The 15,823-nt window shown below is 70.1% G+C and carries 19 protein-coding genes and 1 tRNA gene; 13 read left to right on the top strand and 7 right to left on the bottom strand.

Annotated features, from left to right (window positions below; genetic code table 11):
• Positions 1 to 49 precede the first annotated feature (49 nt).
• The 7 genes from ACSMXO_RS39590 to ACSMXO_RS39560 all read left to right on the top strand — a co-directional run bounded on the left by ACSMXO_RS39590 (position 50) and on the right by ACSMXO_RS39560 (position 6,372).
• Entirely contained in the window at positions 50 to 880 is an 831-nt protein-coding gene (locus ACSMXO_RS39590; protein WP_455415868.1) for an NAD-dependent epimerase/dehydratase family protein, read from the top strand.
• A gap of 93 nt (positions 881 to 973) precedes the next feature.
• Positions 974 to 1,582: an ArsR/SmtB family transcription factor gene (locus tag ACSMXO_RS39585; protein ID WP_455415867.1), complete on the top strand. Its 609-nt coding sequence runs from the start codon at positions 974 to 976 to the stop codon at positions 1,580 to 1,582.
• A 140-nt stretch (positions 1,583 to 1,722) separates the two neighbouring features.
• Complete coding sequence (locus ACSMXO_RS39580; RefSeq protein ID WP_455415866.1) at positions 1,723 to 2,481, top strand: SRPBCC family protein; 759 nt, start codon at positions 1,723 to 1,725, stop codon at positions 2,479 to 2,481.
• A gap of 146 nt (positions 2,482 to 2,627) precedes the next feature.
• The gene (locus ACSMXO_RS39575) at positions 2,628 to 2,834 is read left to right on the top strand and encodes a hypothetical protein (protein ID WP_346257225.1); all 207 of its coding nucleotides are present in this window, start codon (positions 2,628 to 2,630) and stop codon (positions 2,832 to 2,834) included.
• Positions 2,831 to 4,366 (top strand): multicopper oxidase family protein, encoded by a 1,536-nt coding sequence (locus tag ACSMXO_RS39570; protein WP_455415865.1) that lies wholly within the window; start codon positions 2,831 to 2,833, stop codon positions 4,364 to 4,366. Before ACSMXO_RS39575 ends, ACSMXO_RS39570 begins: the two co-directional genes overlap by 4 nt.
• 6 nt (positions 4,367 to 4,372) lie before the next feature.
• Complete coding sequence (locus tag ACSMXO_RS39565; protein ID WP_455415864.1) at positions 4,373 to 5,701, top strand: sensor histidine kinase; 1,329 nt, start codon at positions 4,373 to 4,375, stop codon at positions 5,699 to 5,701.
• Complete coding sequence (locus tag ACSMXO_RS39560) at positions 5,698 to 6,372, top strand: response regulator (protein WP_455415863.1); 675 nt, start codon at positions 5,698 to 5,700, stop codon at positions 6,370 to 6,372. The genes ACSMXO_RS39565 and ACSMXO_RS39560 overlap by 4 nt, the downstream gene beginning before the upstream one ends.
• Before the next feature lie 42 nt (positions 6,373 to 6,414).
• On the opposite strand, the gene ACSMXO_RS39555 is transcribed toward ACSMXO_RS39560, so the two are convergent.
• Positions 6,415 to 6,873 (bottom strand): MerR family transcriptional regulator, encoded by a 459-nt coding sequence (locus ACSMXO_RS39555; protein WP_455415862.1) that lies wholly within the window; start codon positions 6,871 to 6,873, stop codon positions 6,415 to 6,417.
• Positions 6,874 to 6,929: 56 nt separating this feature from the next.
• Between ACSMXO_RS39555 and ACSMXO_RS39550 the strand changes: the two genes are divergently transcribed.
• The 4 genes from ACSMXO_RS39550 to ACSMXO_RS39535 all read left to right on the top strand — a co-directional run bounded on the left by ACSMXO_RS39550 (position 6,930) and on the right by ACSMXO_RS39535 (position 8,866).
• Entirely contained in the window at positions 6,930 to 7,907 is a 978-nt protein-coding gene (locus ACSMXO_RS39550; protein ID WP_455415861.1) for an oxidoreductase, read from the top strand.
• Between the two features lie 36 nt (positions 7,908 to 7,943).
• Positions 7,944 to 8,147: a hypothetical protein gene (locus ACSMXO_RS39545; RefSeq protein WP_455415860.1), complete on the top strand. Its 204-nt coding sequence runs from the start codon at positions 7,944 to 7,946 to the stop codon at positions 8,145 to 8,147.
• Positions 8,144 to 8,506 carry an alpha/beta fold hydrolase gene (locus ACSMXO_RS39540; protein WP_455415859.1) on the top strand — a complete coding sequence of 121 codons (363 nt, stop codon included), beginning with the start codon at positions 8,144 to 8,146 and terminating at the stop codon, positions 8,504 to 8,506. Before ACSMXO_RS39545 ends, ACSMXO_RS39540 begins: the two co-directional genes overlap by 4 nt.
• Positions 8,507 to 8,710: 204 nt before the next feature.
• Positions 8,711 to 8,866 (top strand): alpha/beta hydrolase, encoded by a 156-nt coding sequence (locus tag ACSMXO_RS39535; RefSeq protein ID WP_455415858.1) that lies wholly within the window; start codon positions 8,711 to 8,713, stop codon positions 8,864 to 8,866.
• 356 nt (positions 8,867 to 9,222) lie between these two features.
• On the opposite strand, the gene ACSMXO_RS39530 is transcribed toward ACSMXO_RS39535, so the two are convergent.
• Positions 9,223 to 9,792, bottom strand: a complete 570-nt coding sequence (locus ACSMXO_RS39530) for a DUF6244 family protein (RefSeq protein ID WP_455415857.1) — start codon at positions 9,790 to 9,792, stop codon at positions 9,223 to 9,225.
• 332 nt (positions 9,793 to 10,124) lie between these two features.
• Between ACSMXO_RS39530 and ACSMXO_RS39525 the strand changes: the two genes are divergently transcribed.
• Positions 10,125 to 10,197 (top strand) — tRNA-Arg (locus tag ACSMXO_RS39525).
• 224 nt (positions 10,198 to 10,421) lie between these two features.
• On the opposite strand, the gene ACSMXO_RS39520 is transcribed toward ACSMXO_RS39525, so the two are convergent.
• The 5 genes from ACSMXO_RS39520 to ACSMXO_RS39500 all read right to left on the bottom strand — a co-directional run bounded on the left by ACSMXO_RS39520 (position 10,422) and on the right by ACSMXO_RS39500 (position 14,748).
• Positions 10,422 to 10,658 carry a hypothetical protein gene (locus ACSMXO_RS39520; protein ID WP_455415856.1) on the bottom strand — a complete coding sequence of 79 codons (237 nt, stop codon included), beginning with the start codon at positions 10,656 to 10,658 and terminating at the stop codon, positions 10,422 to 10,424.
• Positions 10,659 to 10,909: 251 nt separating this feature from the next.
• Positions 10,910 to 12,160: an IS701 family transposase gene (locus ACSMXO_RS39515; RefSeq protein WP_455415855.1), complete on the bottom strand. Its 1,251-nt coding sequence runs from the start codon at positions 12,158 to 12,160 to the stop codon at positions 10,910 to 10,912.
• 65 nt (positions 12,161 to 12,225) lie between these two features.
• Complete coding sequence (locus ACSMXO_RS39510) at positions 12,226 to 12,915, bottom strand: hypothetical protein (RefSeq protein ID WP_455415854.1); 690 nt, start codon at positions 12,913 to 12,915, stop codon at positions 12,226 to 12,228.
• A gap of 441 nt (positions 12,916 to 13,356) precedes the next feature.
• Positions 13,357 to 14,034 carry a hypothetical protein gene (locus ACSMXO_RS39505; RefSeq protein WP_455415853.1) on the bottom strand — a complete coding sequence of 226 codons (678 nt, stop codon included), beginning with the start codon at positions 14,032 to 14,034 and terminating at the stop codon, positions 13,357 to 13,359.
• Positions 14,035 to 14,064: 30 nt separating this feature from the next.
• The gene (locus ACSMXO_RS39500; protein WP_455415852.1) at positions 14,065 to 14,748 is read right to left on the bottom strand and encodes a hypothetical protein; all 684 of its coding nucleotides are present in this window, start codon (positions 14,746 to 14,748) and stop codon (positions 14,065 to 14,067) included.
• A gap of 512 nt (positions 14,749 to 15,260) precedes the next feature.
• Here ACSMXO_RS39500 and ACSMXO_RS39495 point away from each other — a divergent pair.
• Positions 15,261 to 15,443 carry a hypothetical protein gene (locus ACSMXO_RS39495; RefSeq protein ID WP_455415851.1) on the top strand — a complete coding sequence of 61 codons (183 nt, stop codon included), beginning with the start codon at positions 15,261 to 15,263 and terminating at the stop codon, positions 15,441 to 15,443.
• Positions 15,444 to 15,823: the final 380 nt, after the last annotated feature.

The raw sequence follows: 15,823 nt of genomic DNA, 5'->3' as shown, positions 1-15,823 counted from the left end.
GGCTTTTCTCCGACCTGCTTCGGGGCGTACCCGGGCGGAGAATGGTGGGATGCGTATTGCGGTGACCGGCGGTGCCGGTATGGTCGGGCGGTCGGTGGTCGGCCACGCGCTGGCCGAGGGGCACACGGTGGTGGAGATCGACCGGCCGTCGACCCCGCACGCCGGCACCGACGCGCCGGCCGGGCTGGTACGCCGACCGGCAGACGTGACCGACTATCCGGCACTGCTCCGGGCGCTGGACGGCTGCGAGGCGCTGGTGCACCTGGCGGCGTATCCGAAGCCGTGGGACGAGCCCGACCACGTGGTGCACCACCTCAACGTCACCGCCAGCTACAACGCGCTGCGGGCCGCCGCCGAACTCGGGATCGCCCGGGTCTGCCTCGCCTCCAGCGTCAACGCCATCGGCGGCGGTTACAGCCGGAAGCCGCGCTTCGACTACTTCCCGCTGGACGAGCGGCACCCCAGCTACAACGAGGACCCGTACAGCCTGTCGAAGTGGCTCGGCGAGGCCCAGGCGGACAGCTTCGCCCGCCGGTACGAGGAGTTGAGCATCGCCAGCCTGCGGCTGCACGCGGTGCAGCCGGCCCGGCCGGCCGTCCGGCCAGAGTGGCGGCACTCGGCCCTCGCCGTCCGGGACCTGTGGGGGTACACCCTGGCCCGGCCGGCGGCCCGGGCCTGCCTGCTGGCGCTCAGCGCCGACTTCGCCGGCCACCAGGTCTGCTACGTGGTCGCCCCGGAAACCACCTCCGGCACCCCCAGCGAGGAGCTGCGCCGCGAGCACTACCCGGAGGTGCCGGTCCGCGGCGAGCTGCGGGGCAACCAGGGGTTCTTCGACTGTACGAAGGCGGAGCGGCTGCTCGGCTGGCGCCACGACGAGTAGCGCCTCGCCTGGACCTCCGGGCCACCCGGCGAGCCCTCTTCCGACAGCTCGGCTTTTCTTGACAAGAAGAGTTGTCGGTGGCAGGCTTGCCTCATGTTCGACATCGCAGTGATCGAGGATCCGGCGGCGGCCGAGGCGTCGCTCGACCCGATCCGGGCGCGGCTGCTGGCCGAGCTGGCCGAGCCGGCCTCCGCCACGATGCTCGCGGCCCGGGTCGGCCTGGCCCGGCAGAAGGTCAACTACCACCTCCGGGCACTCGAGCAGCACGGGCTGATCGAGCTGGTCGAGGAGCGCCGCAAGGGCAACGTCACCGAGCGGGTGATGCGGGCCACCGCGGCGTCTTACGTGATCTCCCCGATGGCGCTCTCCGCCGTGCGGCCGAACCCGGGCCAGTCCCCGGACCGGCTGTCGGCGCGGTGGCTGCTGGCGGTCGCCGCCCGGCTCGTTCAGGACGTGGGTGCGCTGATCACCGGCGCGGACCGGGCCGACAAGCGGGTCGCGACGTTCGCGATCGATGCCCAGGTGCGGTTCGCGTCGGCGGCCGACCGGGCCGCGTTCGCCGAGGAACTGGCCGATGCGGTCAGCAGGCTGGTCGGCAGGTACCACGACGAGTCCGCGCCCGGCGGCCGTGACCACCGCGTGGTGGTCGCGCTGCACCCGCACGTCCCGCCGGACCAGGAGAGCACCGGCACGACCGGCTAGCCGAGGCCGCCGCACGGGCCCTCCGCAAGGGCCGGCCGGCGAGCCCGTTCCAGCAAGCCGCACGACCATTCCGCACGACCATTCCGCACGGCCGGCAGGACCGGCCGGTTCCGCACGTCAGCGAATTGGAGCGTTCTACCGTGGGACACGAATTCGAGCTGCGCAAGGACATCGAACTGGCCGCGACACCGGAGCAGGTTTGGGCGGCGATCGCCACCGGCCCCGGCATCGACTCCTGGTTCATGGGCCACACCGAGGTGGACCCCCGCGAGGGCGGGCGGAACACCTTCACCATGGCCGGGCATACCGAGGAGTCGACGGTGACCGCATGGGAGCCCGGTAAGCGGTTCGCGTCCGGCACCGAGCCCGGCCCGGACGGCACCTTCATGGCGATCGAATACCTGATCGAGGGGCGTGACCAGGGCAGCACCGTACTGCACCTGGTGCAGAGCGGCGTGCTCGGCGACAACTGGGAGAGCGAGTACGAGGCGATGCAGGCCGGCTGGGACATGTACCTGGGCACCCTGGCCGCGTACGTGCGGCACTTCCCGGGCCGGCACGGCAGCACGGTTGCCGCGTTCCGGCCCGGTGCCGGCGAGCCGGACCAGGTCTGGGCGGCCGTGGCGGGGGCGTTCGGCATCTCCGGCCAGATCACCGAGGGCGCGCCGGCCCGGCTCACCCTCGACGGCCTGCCGCCGGTCGAGGGCGTCGTCGACCTCACCGGGCTGCCCACCTACTTCGGGGTACGCACCGACGACGCGCTCTACCGGTTCCTGCACTCCGGCACCGACCGGGGCAGCGTGCTGGTCCTCGGCCACCACCTCTTCGGCGCCGACGTGGACCAGGCCCGGGCCGAGCGGGCCTGGCAGGACTGGGTCGCCCAGCTTCCCATCGGCTGACCGGACCGGCAGGGGTCCCCGCACCGGGGCCCCTGCCGCCACCCGCGGTCCCCGACGCCGGGTCGGGGTCGTACACCGGGTGGAGTACGGATTTCGACTCCGATCGGCAGACGCCCGCCGGCACCCCGGATACCTAGCGTCGGGGTATGGCTGAACGACGTCTTCTCTGGGTCGGGCTGGTAGTGGCGCTGGTCGGGCTCACCTTCAATCTCGGCTGGTTCTTCGTCCCGCCGCACGTCTGGTTCGACGACCCCGGTCTGGTACCGATGCCCGAGGCGCTGCTCGGCTGGTGGGTGATCGGCATCGGGGTCGTACTCATGCTCTGGAGCCTGCGGCCCCGGAGCCGGCGGTGACCACCCGGCGCAAAGTGCTCGGCTGGCTCGGCGCCGGCACCGGTCTGATCGTCGCCCCGGCCGCCGGATTCGCCGGCTACCTCTGGGCGGAGTCCGGGCGGAGCAACGTCGGCACGCTGTCGTTCCGCAACCGGCTGCCGATCCCGCCGCTGCTGCCGCCCACCGTCGATGCCGACCGGCGCAAGCGGTTCCGCCTCACCCTCGCGCAGGGCCGCACCGAACTGCTCCCCGGGACCAGCACCACCACCTGGGGTGCGAACGGGCCGATCCTCGGGCCGACGCTGCGGGCCCGGCGCGGTGACCGGGTGGCGGTCGACGTGACCAACAAGCTGCCCGAGACCACCTCGGTGCACTGGCACGGCATGCACCTGCCGGCGGTGATGGACGGCGGCCCGCACCAGCCGATCGCGCCGGGCCGGACCTGGCAGCCGTACTGGACGGTCGAGCAGCGGGCGGCCACCCTCTGGTACCACCCGCATCTGCACCGGCGCACCGCGGCGCACGTCTATCGCGGGGTCGCCGGTCTGTTCCTGGTCGACGACGACGAGGCCGACGCGCTGCCGCTGCCCCGCCGGTACGGCGTGGACGACATCCCGCTGATCCTCCAGGACCGCAAGCTGCACGACGACGGCGCGCTCGACGAGTCCGGCCTGGAGTTCGGCGGGTTCTCCGTCACCGGCCTGCTCGGCGACCGGATCCTGGTCAACGGCGGCTACGACCCGTACCTGGAGGTCGGCGACGAGCTGGTCCGGTTCCGGCTGCTCAACGGCGCGAACGCCCGGGTCTTCTCCATCGGGTTCGCCGACGACCGGGAGTTCTCGCTGGTCGCCACCGACCTGGGACTGCGGGACGCGCCGCTGCCGCTGCGCCGGCTGATGCTCTCGCCGGGCGAACGCGCCGAGATCGTCGTGCGGTTCCGGCCCGGCGAGCAGGTACTGCTGCGTGGTTTCCCGGCACCGATGGGCGGCAACCTGCTGATCCGGCGACTGGCCGGCGGCGCCGACACCTTCGACCTGGTGAAGATCGTCGCGGCGCCGGTGCTGCGGCCGTCGCCCGCGCTGCCGTCCCGGCTGGTCGCCGCGCCACAGGTGCCCGAGCCGACCAGGACCGAACCGTACCGGATGGCGATGGGGGACTTCCGGTTCGACGAGCGGGTGATGGACCCGACCCGGATCGACCGGGTGGTCCGGGCCGGCTCGGTGGAGACCTGGGAGATCGGCAACACCGGCGGAAACCCGCACAACTTTCACCTGCACGGCGCGGCGTTCCACCTGCTCGACGTGGACGGTCGGCCGCCGGCACCGCACCTGGCCGGCGAGAAGGACACCGTGTACGTGCCGCCGGGCGGCCGGGTCCGGCTCGCCGTACGGTTCCTGGCGCACTCGGACGTGCGGGCGCCGTACATGTTCCACTGCCACCTGCTCGCCCACGAGGACGCCGGCATGATGGGACAATTCATTGCCGTCTCGGCCCGGGACGAGCCCCGGGTGCCGGCCGACCTCGCCGGCACGCATCCGGGGCACGGGAAGTGAGGTCCGATGCGCCGGTCAGACGTGCTGCTCGCACTGGTCAGCGCGGTCGCCATCACGGTGGCGACCGAGGTGGCCGTCGAGCCGTCGAGCCGGGACTCCACGCTCGCCGCGGCCGCCCTCGGTGTCGTGACCGGCACCCTGCTGCTGTTCCGGCGCCGGCACCCGGTGCTGGTACTCGTGCTGTCGCTGGTCGCCATCATGGGCTACAACCTGACCGACTTTCCCAGCGTCTCGCCGATCTGGCCGCTACTGGTTCCGCTCTACACGGTCGCCCGGGCGGGGCAGCCGCTGATCGGGGCGGCGGTCGGTGCCTCGACCCTGCTGGTCTCCACCGGCTGGGTGCTGAACGCCGGTGTCGAACCGCTCCGGATGCTCGACGGGGCGCTCCGCGAGGCCGCGATGCTGGCCCTGGCCCTGGTGGCCGGCACCGCGTTCCGCACCGCCGAGCTGTACGCCCGGGAGGCCGAGGCCCGGCTCGCCGCCGAGCAGGCGGAGCGGGCCCGGGAGTCCGCCCGGCTGGTCCTCGCCGAACGGATCCGGATCGCCCGTGAACTGCACGACGTCACCGCGCACACCGTCGCGGTGGTCGGGATCCAGCTCAACCTGGCCCGGGAACTCGTCGGGCGGGACCCGGACGCGGCACGGGAGCTGCTGGACGGCGCCCGGCAGGTCAACGTGGACGCGATCGACGAGCTGCGCCGGGCGGTACGCCTGCTCCGCGAGCCCGGCGCCGCGACCGGGCCGGAGCTGCGCTCCCCGCCGGACGAGACGCAGCTCGGCACGCTGCTCGACCGGGCGGCCGAGGGCGGCCTGACGACGAGGTTCGACCGCCAGGGCGAGCCCCGGCCGCTGCCGCCCACCGTCGGGCTGACCCTGTACCGGATCGCCCAGGAGTCCGTCACCAACGTGCTGCGGCACGCGGACGCCCGGTCGATCACGCTGACCCTCCGGTACGCCCCGGACGGCGTCGGCCTCGACGTCCGCGACGACGGCACAGGGGGCGGTTCCGGGCCGGCGGCCGCTGGACACGGCTTGACCGGGATGCGGGAACGGGCGACCGGACTGGGTGGAACGCTGCACGCCGGCCCGCTGCCCGGCGGCGGGTACACCGTCAGCGCCTGGCTGCCCCGGACGGTCGACGTCGCCGGCGGGACCGTGCCGGCCGATGGGGCGGAGACGGTCGACGTCGCCGGCGGGACCGTGCCGGCCGATGTGGCGGATTCGGTCGACGTCGCCGGCGGGACCGTGCCGGCTGATGGGGTCGACCGGAGGCGGACGGTCGACGCCGACCGGGTCGCGGGGGCGGCCACCGAGCCGGATGGGGGAGTCCGATGACCATCCGGGTGCTGCTCGCCGACGACCAGCCGCTCGTCCGGGCCGGGCTGCGCGGCCTGCTCGGGCTGGACGGCGACATCGAGGTGGTCGCGGAGGCGGCCGACGGCGCGGAGGCGTTGCGGCTGGTCCGGCAGACCCGGCCCGACGTCGCACTGCTGGATATCCGCATGCCGGGGCTGGACGGTCTGACGGCCACCGAGCGGATCACCACCCATCCGGCCACCGCCGGGGTACGGATCATCGTGCTCACCACGTACGAGATCGACGAGTACATCTTCGCGGCGTTGCTGGCCGGGGCGAGCGGCTTCCTGGCCAAGACCGTCAGCCGTGAGGAGCTGTGTCACGCGGTCCGGGTCGTCGCGGCCGGCGACGCGCTGCTCAGCCCGAGCGTGACCCGGCGGGTGATCGAGGAGTTCGGCCGGCGACCCGGGCCGGCGCAGGGCTCGGTGGAGCGGCTCGCCGGGTTGACCACCCGGGAACGCGAGGTGCTGGCGCTGGTGGCGGGCGGGCTGAGCAACGCCGAGATCGGCCGGGCACTGCGGATGAGCCCGCTGACCGCGAAGACCCACGTCAGCCGGATCATCACCAAACTGGGTGTCCGGGACCGCGCCCAGCTGGTGATGCTGGCGTACGAGACGGGGTTGGTCACCCCCGGCGGGTCCGCCTGCTGAGTCCCGTCACCGGGGTCGGGCGAGTGCCGCCCGGGTGGTTGGTCACCGGCGTTCGTCGGCGTCGGGGCTCGGATCGGTGTCGGGCCCGGTCGACGGGGTGCTCCAGAGCCGGTCCGCGGTGCCCTGCCGGACGGCTTCCTCGTAGGCGGTGACCTTGCTGCTGATCAGGTCGAGGCAGTCGTGGAGTTCGGCGATCCGGTCCAGCACCCGCTGCTGGTGCGCCCGGAGTAGTTCGAGGCGTTCGGCCTCGTTGCCCGGACCCTCGCCGACCAGTTCGGCGAGTCGGCGGATCGTGGCCAGCGGCATTCCGGAGGCCCGGAACTTCGTGCAGTTGTCGAGCCACTGCACGTCCCACTCGCCGTAGACGCGACGGCCCCCGCTGCTGCGGCGCAGCCGGCCGGTCAGCAGTCCTTCCCGTTCGTACAGCCGGAGGGTGTGCACGCTCAGGCCGGTGCGTTCAGCCACCTGCCCGATGCTGAATTCCGCTGGGGTGTCGAGCATGACCGGAGCATACGTGCGTTGACCTAGAGCGCGGTCTAGCATCTAGCTTCGCCCGCATGGCAGTGACAGCAGACAATTCGGGTACCGGGTCCGACGCGCGCGGGACAACCGGCTTCGAGACCGGGGAGCCGGGCATGGCCGGCGCGTGGAGTACCGCCGACGAGGTGTTGCGGGGGATCGACCTCTCCGGCCGGCTCGCGATCGTCACCGGCGGATACTCCGGACTCGGCCGGGAGGCGACGGCGGCGCTCGCCCGGGCCGGCGCCCGGGTGGTCGTACCCGCACGGCGACCGGCGGTGGCCCGCACGGGGTTGACCGGGATCGACGGGGTCGAGGTGGACGAACTCGACCTGGCCGATCTGGCCAGCGTACGGGCCTTCGCGGACCGGTTCCTGGCCTCGGGCAGGGGCATCGACATCATGATGAACAACGCTGGCATCATGGCCTGCCCGCAGACCCGGGTCGGCCCGGGCTGGGAGGCGCAGTTCGGCGTCAACCACCTCGGGCACTACGCGCTGGTCAACCTCTTGTGGCCGGCGATCAGGCGGGGCGGGGGAGCCCGGGTCGTGGTGCTCACCTCCCGCGCCCAGCACGGGTCGGCGATCCGCTGGTCCGATCCGCACTTCTCGCGCGGGTACGACAAGTGGCAGGCGTACGCCCAGGCGAAGCGGGCGAACGTGCTGTTCGCCGAGCGGCTCGACGTACTCGGCCGGGAGGTGGGGGTGCGGGCGTTCTCGGTGCACCCCGGTTACATCCTCACCCCGCTCCAGCGGCACCTCAGCCGGGACGAGATGGTCGCCGCCGGGTGGGTGGACGCGGACGGCAACCTGGTGAACGCCGAGTTCAAGACCCCGCAGCAGGGAGCGGCGACCCAGGTCTGGGCGGCCGCCTCGCCCCGGCTCGCCGGCCTGGGCGGCCGGTACTGCGAGGACTGCGTCGTCGTCGACCACCCGACGGACCCGGACGGGGCGGCGCGGCTGTGGGCGCTGTCGGCCGAGCTGACCGGGATCGACGCGTTCGCCGAGCCCGCCTGACCCGGACCCCGACCGGCCGCCGGCCGGGTGCCCCCGGTGCGCTGTTCGACCGACCTGCTCGACCCGCGGCCCGCACCGGTGTTGACCGACCATGCCGACTTCGACGCCACGGTGGCGTACAACCGGCGGCTGTGGGCGGACTGCCGGGCGCGGACCGGGCCGGTCTTCGCGCACGCCGACACGCTCAGCACGGTGCGAGACCTGGACGCCGTCCGGGCAGGTCTCGGCGAGGCGAAGTGACCTATCACGGCAGTTCGTACGGGACCCTGCTCGGCGAGCAGTACGCCGAACTGTTCCCGCACCGGAGCCGGGCGATGGTGCTGGAGAGCGTCGTGGACCACAGCCTCGACACCCGGGACTTCCTGAACACGCAGACCGCCGGCGCGCAGGACTCGTTCGACGGGTTCGTGGCGTGGTGTGGCCGTACCGAGAGCTGTGCGCCGCGCGGGCGGGACGTCCGCGCCGTCTGGGCCGATCTGCTCGACCGGGCCGGGCGCGGGGAGGTACCCGCCCCGGGGAAGCCGTCGGCGACACTGACTCTGTCAGGACTGGCGCCTGCCGATCCGGGACTACCGGGAGTACGCCGCCCGGCTCCGTGAGATGGCCCGGATCGGGACCGACCTGCCGTACCCGCAGACGCCGGCGGTGGTGGAGTCCTGCCTCGGCACGCCCCGGGTCGACAACCCGCAGCACCGGTTGAGGGTCCGCACCGACCGGCCGCTACTGCTGCTCAACTCCGTGCGTGATCCCGCCCGGGCTACAACTGGGCCACCAACGTCGCCCGGCAGCTCGGCCGGCACGGTGTGCTGCTCAGCTACGATGGAGCCGGACACGGCGTCTACAACGCCAGCCCGTGTACGCGGGACACCATAGACCGCTACCTGACCTCGTTGGTCGTACCGGCCCGCGGCGCCAGTTGCCCGGCCGTCGAACCGTCCCCGGCTTCCACCGCCGAGTAGTCCTCCACCCCGATGGGGAGCTTTCCCGTCCTGCCCCGGGAAGTTCCCCATCGACGCTCCGCCCGGACCACAGCGGGCCGCGACGGGAGGGGCGGGACGCGTTCGGTGTGGTAGGTCGCGGTCTCCAGCGTGCCAGGAGCCGGTCTGCCTGGTGCGACGATCAGGCGGCTATCTTCTGGACATCGACGCGAACCAGGGTCGGTCCTCCTGCTCGCGGGCCCTCCGTAGGCCCGCCGGCGCGGCCAGTCGGCGCCTTTCCGGGCCGAATCGGAGCGACCACCGCCCGCACGAGGAGGGCGCCAAGGGTATCGCGTGGGACGGGAGGCGGGTTGCCCGGCGAGGTACCGCCAGCCCGCCTAGCTTCCCGAGCTGCCGGTCCGGCGAGCATCGTTGATGGCCGGTTCGAGCGCCTGCCTGGCCGCACCGCCTCGCTGCCCCACCATCACGAGGATCTCCTTGATGGAGCCCAGCATGGACAGCAGCGGGCCAGGATCGCCGCCCTGCAAGACCCTGGCGACCAGAGACCTGGTCTCGTCCACCTTGTTGACGGACGAACCGACTCTCTCACCTGCGGCGCCCACCGTGTCCTCCACGCGGCTCAGTGCGTCGATCACCTCCGCTGGGGACGCCTCCTTCGGTACCGCCCCCACCAAGGCGAGAGCCTTGCTGACTGTGTCATCGACCCTGCTCAGGGCGTTCCGCAGTTCTCTGATCGCCTCCTGCACCCTCGACACACCGACAGCTACTCCGCTGAATCCTGCGGCCGCCGCCCGCGCCGCCACCTGCCCGGCCTCCTGATCGGCTGCGGCAGCGGCCGAGTGGGCCCTGTCGAGACCGGCCCGCATGGCCCGCAGTTCGCTGCTGATGGCGTCGGTCCGCGACATGCCTGCCGAACCCTTCGTCGAGACCGCGTGGGTGATTTTCACGCAGGGCTGGGTTGGGTCGAGTCATGGCGTGCTGCCAGGCTGGCAGACGCCGCTGACAGCGTACGAGCCTTCGGCTTCCCCGAAACTCCGGGCCCTCGGCCCTGATCGATCGAACTGGGTCAGGATCATGACTGAGGGCTTCCGGGGTACATCACGAGGGCTCAGTCAGTCGACGATCGTCTATCTGTGGCGTGGGGCGATCATGCTTGGTGATGCCGGTCGGCCGACGGACCCTGTCGCGTGCGATCCGCTGGCGGTGCTGCCAGCGCCGGCCACCCCGGTGGCTCCCTGCGGTACGCTGGCAGCCGCCGCCAGCTAGCCTGGATCATGACGCCCTCGTAGCTCAGGGGATAGAGCAACGGTTTCCTAAACCGTGTGTCGCAGGTTCGAATCCTGCCGGGGGCACCTCGAAGATCAGCAAAACGCCCTCCGATCAGCGGAAACACTTCCGAGTCGATGTGATCTCGTAGGCAGCCGTAGGTCACCCCGAGCCGCCGTTTGTCGCCAGTCGTGCAAAATACGTGCAATGATCTTGAGTTTCTTTCGAGGCGTGTTCGCGCAGGTCAGAGGCCACAAAAGCGGAGAGGCCGCAGCACTCGCCACGGCCCCTCGCACCCCACACGTGATCATCACGCGGACAACGCCGCCTCGATACGTTCGTTCATCCGACTCCGGTCGCCGTCGAGGCACTTCGCGTACACCTTGAGCAGCACGTCGACGGAATGACCGGCCCGATCCGCGACCTCCGGGGCGGGTAGCCCGGCGTTTAGCCACAGCGAGGCGCCCGCCGCCGGCCGCGACTTCTCCACCGTCAGCAGGTCCAAACCCGAGTCGGGCAGGTGACAGTCCCGCTCCCGCAGGCCCACGCCTCACTCGGCCGCAGCGCGGCGAAGTAGAGGCACGCGTAGAACGCCGGAAGCCGCTCACCCCGCCGACCTTCCTTGCCCGCGCCGGCCGGTGCACGTTTCTGGTTAGAGCACTAGTAGTGCTTTGTCATGATCTGATTGGGTAGCGGGGTTTCCGTGTGGGGAACCGTGTTTTGCAGGTGGGGCAGGCGCCGGCCAGGCGGACGAGTAGGTGTTGCAGGTGTTGTTGTGCCGGAGTACGGCGTAGAGGCTCAGGCCGGCGCTGTCGCTTTTGGGTTGAGGCGGTGCAGGGTGAGGAAGGCGTGGGCGGCGGAGACGAGGGTGACGTGATGGTGCCAGCCTTGCCAGGTGCGGCCTTCGTAGTGGTCCAGGCCGAGGCCGGTCTTCAATTCGCGGTAGTCGTGTTCGATCCGCCAGCGTAGTTTCGCCCATCGGACGAGGGTGCGTCGTGGTGTGGTGGTGGGCAGATTCGACAGCCAGTACTTGATCGGCTCGGCCTGCTCGGGCGGCCATTCGGCGATCAGCCACGCCTCGGGAAGGTCCTGATCGCGGTGTGCGGCCAGGAGTGTCCGTCCGGCTGGGCGGACCCGGAAGAACACGAAGCGGGACCGCATCTTCACTGGTGCTCCGGCCCGGACGCGGGAGCCGGTCCGCCAGGCGACGGTCCGCGCCTGTCCCGGTCCGGCGGCCAGCACAAGCTCCTTCACCGAACTGGCGGGTTCCCGGTACCGGGGTCGGGGATACAGTCCGACGCCCTGGTACGGCCGGGTCGTCCGCACGGTCTCGCTCGGGTACACGCCGACGCGCATCGACACCTGCACCACGTAGGACAGGCCACGCGCGGCCAGGCCATGGCGAAACTCCGCCGCGTCGCCGTAGCCGGCGTCGGCCACGATCAGCGGCGCCCGCAAACCCCAGCCGGTCATCTCATCACTCATGTCCAGGGCCAGCCGCCACTTCTCCCGATGCCGTACCTCGTCGGGGATCCCGGCCCGCCGACGCCGCTCTGTCACCTCCAGGCCGGCTTCGACAGTGTCGGGATCCCAGCACGCGGGCAGGAACAACCGCCAGTCGGCCGGACACGACGCAACATCGGTGACGAGGTTGACGCTTACTCCGGTCTGGCAGTTCGTCACCTTCCCCGCCGTGCCGGTGTACTGCCGGGCGACTCCCGGCGAGGCCGACCCACATTTGAGCCAGCCGGTGTCGTCCACCGCCCATGCTGTCGGGCCGATCGCGGTGTCCATCCGCTGCGCCAGACGCCGACGCACCGACGTCACGTCCCATGGACTGTTCGTCACGAAGTGATTGAGCGCTTGGTCGTGCACACCCGGCAGCCGGCCGGCCATCGGCTGGATCGACTTACGCCGTCCGTCGATCATCAGCCCTTGCAGATACGACACCGCCCGGTCCCGCCACCCGGCCCGGGTTAACGACCCGAACACGTCCTCGGCGAAGTCCGCCAGGTCGTCACGCAACCGCTGCACATCGAGGGGGTCCACACCCCACAGACGAGCCAATCATCAAACAGTAACGGCCAGTCACCCGAAAAGGTGACAAAGTACTACTAGAAAGGGGCGTCATCGTAGGTGCCCTGCCGCGGCTCGTAGGTCGGCATCGCGGGCTCCGTCGAACGAAGGTCGTGCTCACCCCAATAACGCAGGTTGAGCATCGCGGTTTCGGTGTGACGCCAGTACGGGTCGGCGGCGATAGCGGCTCCGACGCGGGCGGACAGGGCGGCGCGGTGCGGGGTGAGTTCGGGTGCGGAGGCCAGGTTCACGGCGGCGATGAGGGCGGCGTCGCGCACGTTCTCGTCGGGATCGTCGAGGTAGGCGGTGACCACGGCGTAGAGTCGCGGCCGCATCGGGCGGAGCGGGCCGCCGATGTTCTCGCCGCCGGCGTCATCGCCGAACCATTCCCGCCACTGGAGACCCATCGCGTATCCGAGCCGGGACAGCCAGAGCAGCAGTGCGGCCCGCAGCGGTCCGTCACCATATTCGCGCGTGGGGCCGGGCTGGGCCCGGACCCGCGGGTCGGCCAGCGCCACGGCGACGAACCGGGCCGCCGCGGGTGTCGCCTCGTAGATGGTGCCCTGGTGAAACAACTCCTCCCACAGGTGGGAGAGAGCCCGCCGCGCGTCGTCACGGTCACCGGTCAACAACCCCGCTAGGAGTCGCGGCGTCTCCGGCCAGGCTGGCCCGTGGCTGTGTGCCAGTGCCCGCCAGTTGATCTGTTCGAGAACGGCTTCCGGACGCATCAGGGGAGCCTAGTGCCCTGACCAACACCAACGCTCAACAGCCGCTCACAGTCGAGCTCCGGCCCCGGGGAACCCATCGGAGCGATCGGCGCACGTAGCCCTTGGATTGCTGTCCGAGGGCTACGTGCTGCATAGCCCGCTGGTTGGCTCCACCGTGGAGCCGGATGTGGAGTGAACTGCCGTCAACTGGTGAGTCTGCAGAGCGTGGCGACACGGCAAGTGCAACCAAAGAGGCTGGTAGAAGCCATTGTTGGTCGGATTATGGCCCTTCCTAACCGTATGTCGCAGGTTCGAATCCTGCCGGGGGCACCTCACAGAACTGCAACAACGCGTTGTCATCGACCGACATCTGACCGTTGCGGCTCAGTTCTCGCTCGGATCGTAGAACGGCTCCTCGCGCAGATCCGCGAGGAGCCGTTCGCTTGTCTCATAGGCCCGGCGTCAGCTGATGCCCCAGGTGGCCCATGAGATGACCCAATCGTGTTCGCGGTGCGGCGGCGGTTCGCCTTTCAGGACCACGTCCACGGCATCGGCCGCTTCGCGGTCGTTCTGGCGGGCGTACCGGTCGTACACCGCCTGGCATTCGACGTAAATCACGCCGTTGACCGAGTAGGTCCGGACCGGGTGATCGGCGCGTTTCCGAATCGCGGCGCGGACGGCTCTGCGCAGCGCGTCTTGCTGATCACCGGGTACGTGGTGGATCTCGACGTACCCTCGTCGGTCCACGACCACGTCGCTGGCAAGTTGAGCAACGAGCGCGAGCCGGTCGTCGGGTTCGGGTTCCGGGAAGTGGCGGTCGATCAAGGTAAGGCAGCGCCGGCAGGTTGGGGCGTACGCTACGTCACCGTACCGGCCAACTGCACCGCCATCGCCTCCCACCATGACGGCCCACACCCGTCCACAGAGTGTCTTGTCGGACCATCGTCGTTCGCGCAGGGCGGCGAGGTCATAGTCGGCCGGCACACGGTCGTTGCCGTTGTCGAAGTAGAAGTCGGGTAATGCTTCGCGGCCGGCAGCGGATGCTGTGGTAGCGGTGAGGTGAACCGCGTTGCCGCCGCTGACGGTCGTAAGAAGCATCGCTGCGCCGTTGATCTCGATGGTGTTCGGTCCGTGCGCCATGGGCTCATCCTGGCTAGGTCATTGACGCGGTCATTCGGTGACGGGTTCGGACTCGTCGCGGCGACGCAGTTCGTCCCAGGTCACGCGCTGGGTTGCATCGGCGAGATCGTTGTCGAACTGAACGCCCTGCTTCTCCAGCAGTTGGCGGCAGTATTCCGGTCCACGATCCTGACTGTCGCGCCACTTCGGATTGATGCGCCCGCCCTCCATGAGGATTCGTTCGGGGTGGGGGAAGTTGGCGAGGGCTGCGGCGGCCTGTCCAACACCTCGGGCTGCCTTGGTATCGCCGCGCACGGCAATCGAGATGTCTCCGTAGGTCGTCCACTCGCCTTCGCGGACGCGGGATGCCATGCGCATGAAGACGACGCTGGTGGTGCGATAGCGGGGGGCCAGCCGCCATCGTTGCGGGGTCGCAGCGGGGACCGGTTCGACGAGGCCGGCCTTGTGCAGGGCTTGCAGCGAGGTGTGGGTGTTCGGTCCGTCGTAGCGGATGGCGGCGGCTATGTCGGCAGTCTTCATGCCGTTCTCGGTGCTGAGACCAGGCACGGCGAGGATCTGCTGCTGGCGCTGGCCGCGTCCGGTCGGGATCTCGACCTCAGCGTCCACAGTGAGGTCAGGGACCTGCGCTGCGGCCTCCAAATCGGCGGCCAGGTTGAGGTAGAGATCGCCTTGTGCGCGGGCAAACTTCGCCAGCGCGAGCGCAATCTGCGTCATGTCCAGTCCTTTCAAAGTCATGTGACATGACCAGACTGGGTCTCTTGTGCCGTGTTGTCAATACCCTTTCAAAAGATGGCACAGCAATAAGCGGCCGACCTGCCTGAGAGTGTTGGGTAACTGAAGGGTTACTTCTGGTTGAATTCGTCGTTGAGGCGTCGGGGTCGATCCCGGCGTGCATGCGCGTGAGGCCAGCAGGCCCACGTCGAGCCGGTTGACCTAGCCGGTGTTGGCCCAGACCGGGCCAACACCGGAAAGCCTCGGTGATCCCGGCCAGCACCAGATTGGCGGCGGCACGTGCCTGGATCGACGCGGCATGTACCACCGCCAAGCTGGTGCTGGCCGCAGGTGTCGACCAGGACATGCCGCTTACGTCCCCGAGTGCGTCTGCCGGCGTCGTAGGTGATCGCCTCGCCGCCCTGGTGGCTGTGCACGGTCTGCGAGTACAGCACAGGCGGTCGTTACTCTTTGGGGTGACGCGAGCCGCCGACACCAGGTGGCAGCCTGCGCTCATGGACAAGAAGCGCCTACGGGTCGAGTTCGAGATCACCGAGGCGGACGGCGAGCACGGCAGGAGGCTCGCCGCGCTTCAGGCGCAAGCGATCCTCGACATTCTACTCTGGTGGAACGAACACCGCTCCGACGTCCAGTACGACGAACGCGATGGCCATCATGTAGAGAAGCCACCAAGGTAGGATTGTCGGCACAACTGCAGAATTGCAGATCTGCGGCATGCCTCGTCAGCAACGTGGTCGATCGACGTCTGATCGTGGTAGCCAGCTTCGCATTGACACGAGTGTCTTCGTTGCCTCCAGCGTGCTCGCCGGGGGCGACGCGTGCTTCGCGGAGTTTCTAACGTGACATCCGCTGGGTTCACGTCCCCGACGCCACCGCTGCGCGGAGCTACGCGTCCCGAGCCGGACTCAACAGGGCAGGCCGGGTTGGATGGGACAAAAAAAAGGGGCAGTAGCCCGTAGGCGAGTGCCCCTTCAAGTCCGGTACGAGCATACTCGAGTTACCCGATGATCGTCCACTACAGTGCTCCTGTGACCGGGATGCCCCCAACGGACCCGAC

Source organism: Plantactinospora sp. DSM 117369, assembly GCF_053764795.1.
The sequence above is the reverse complement of the archived record's forward strand: the minus strand, read 5'-3'. Positions and strand labels throughout refer to the sequence as shown.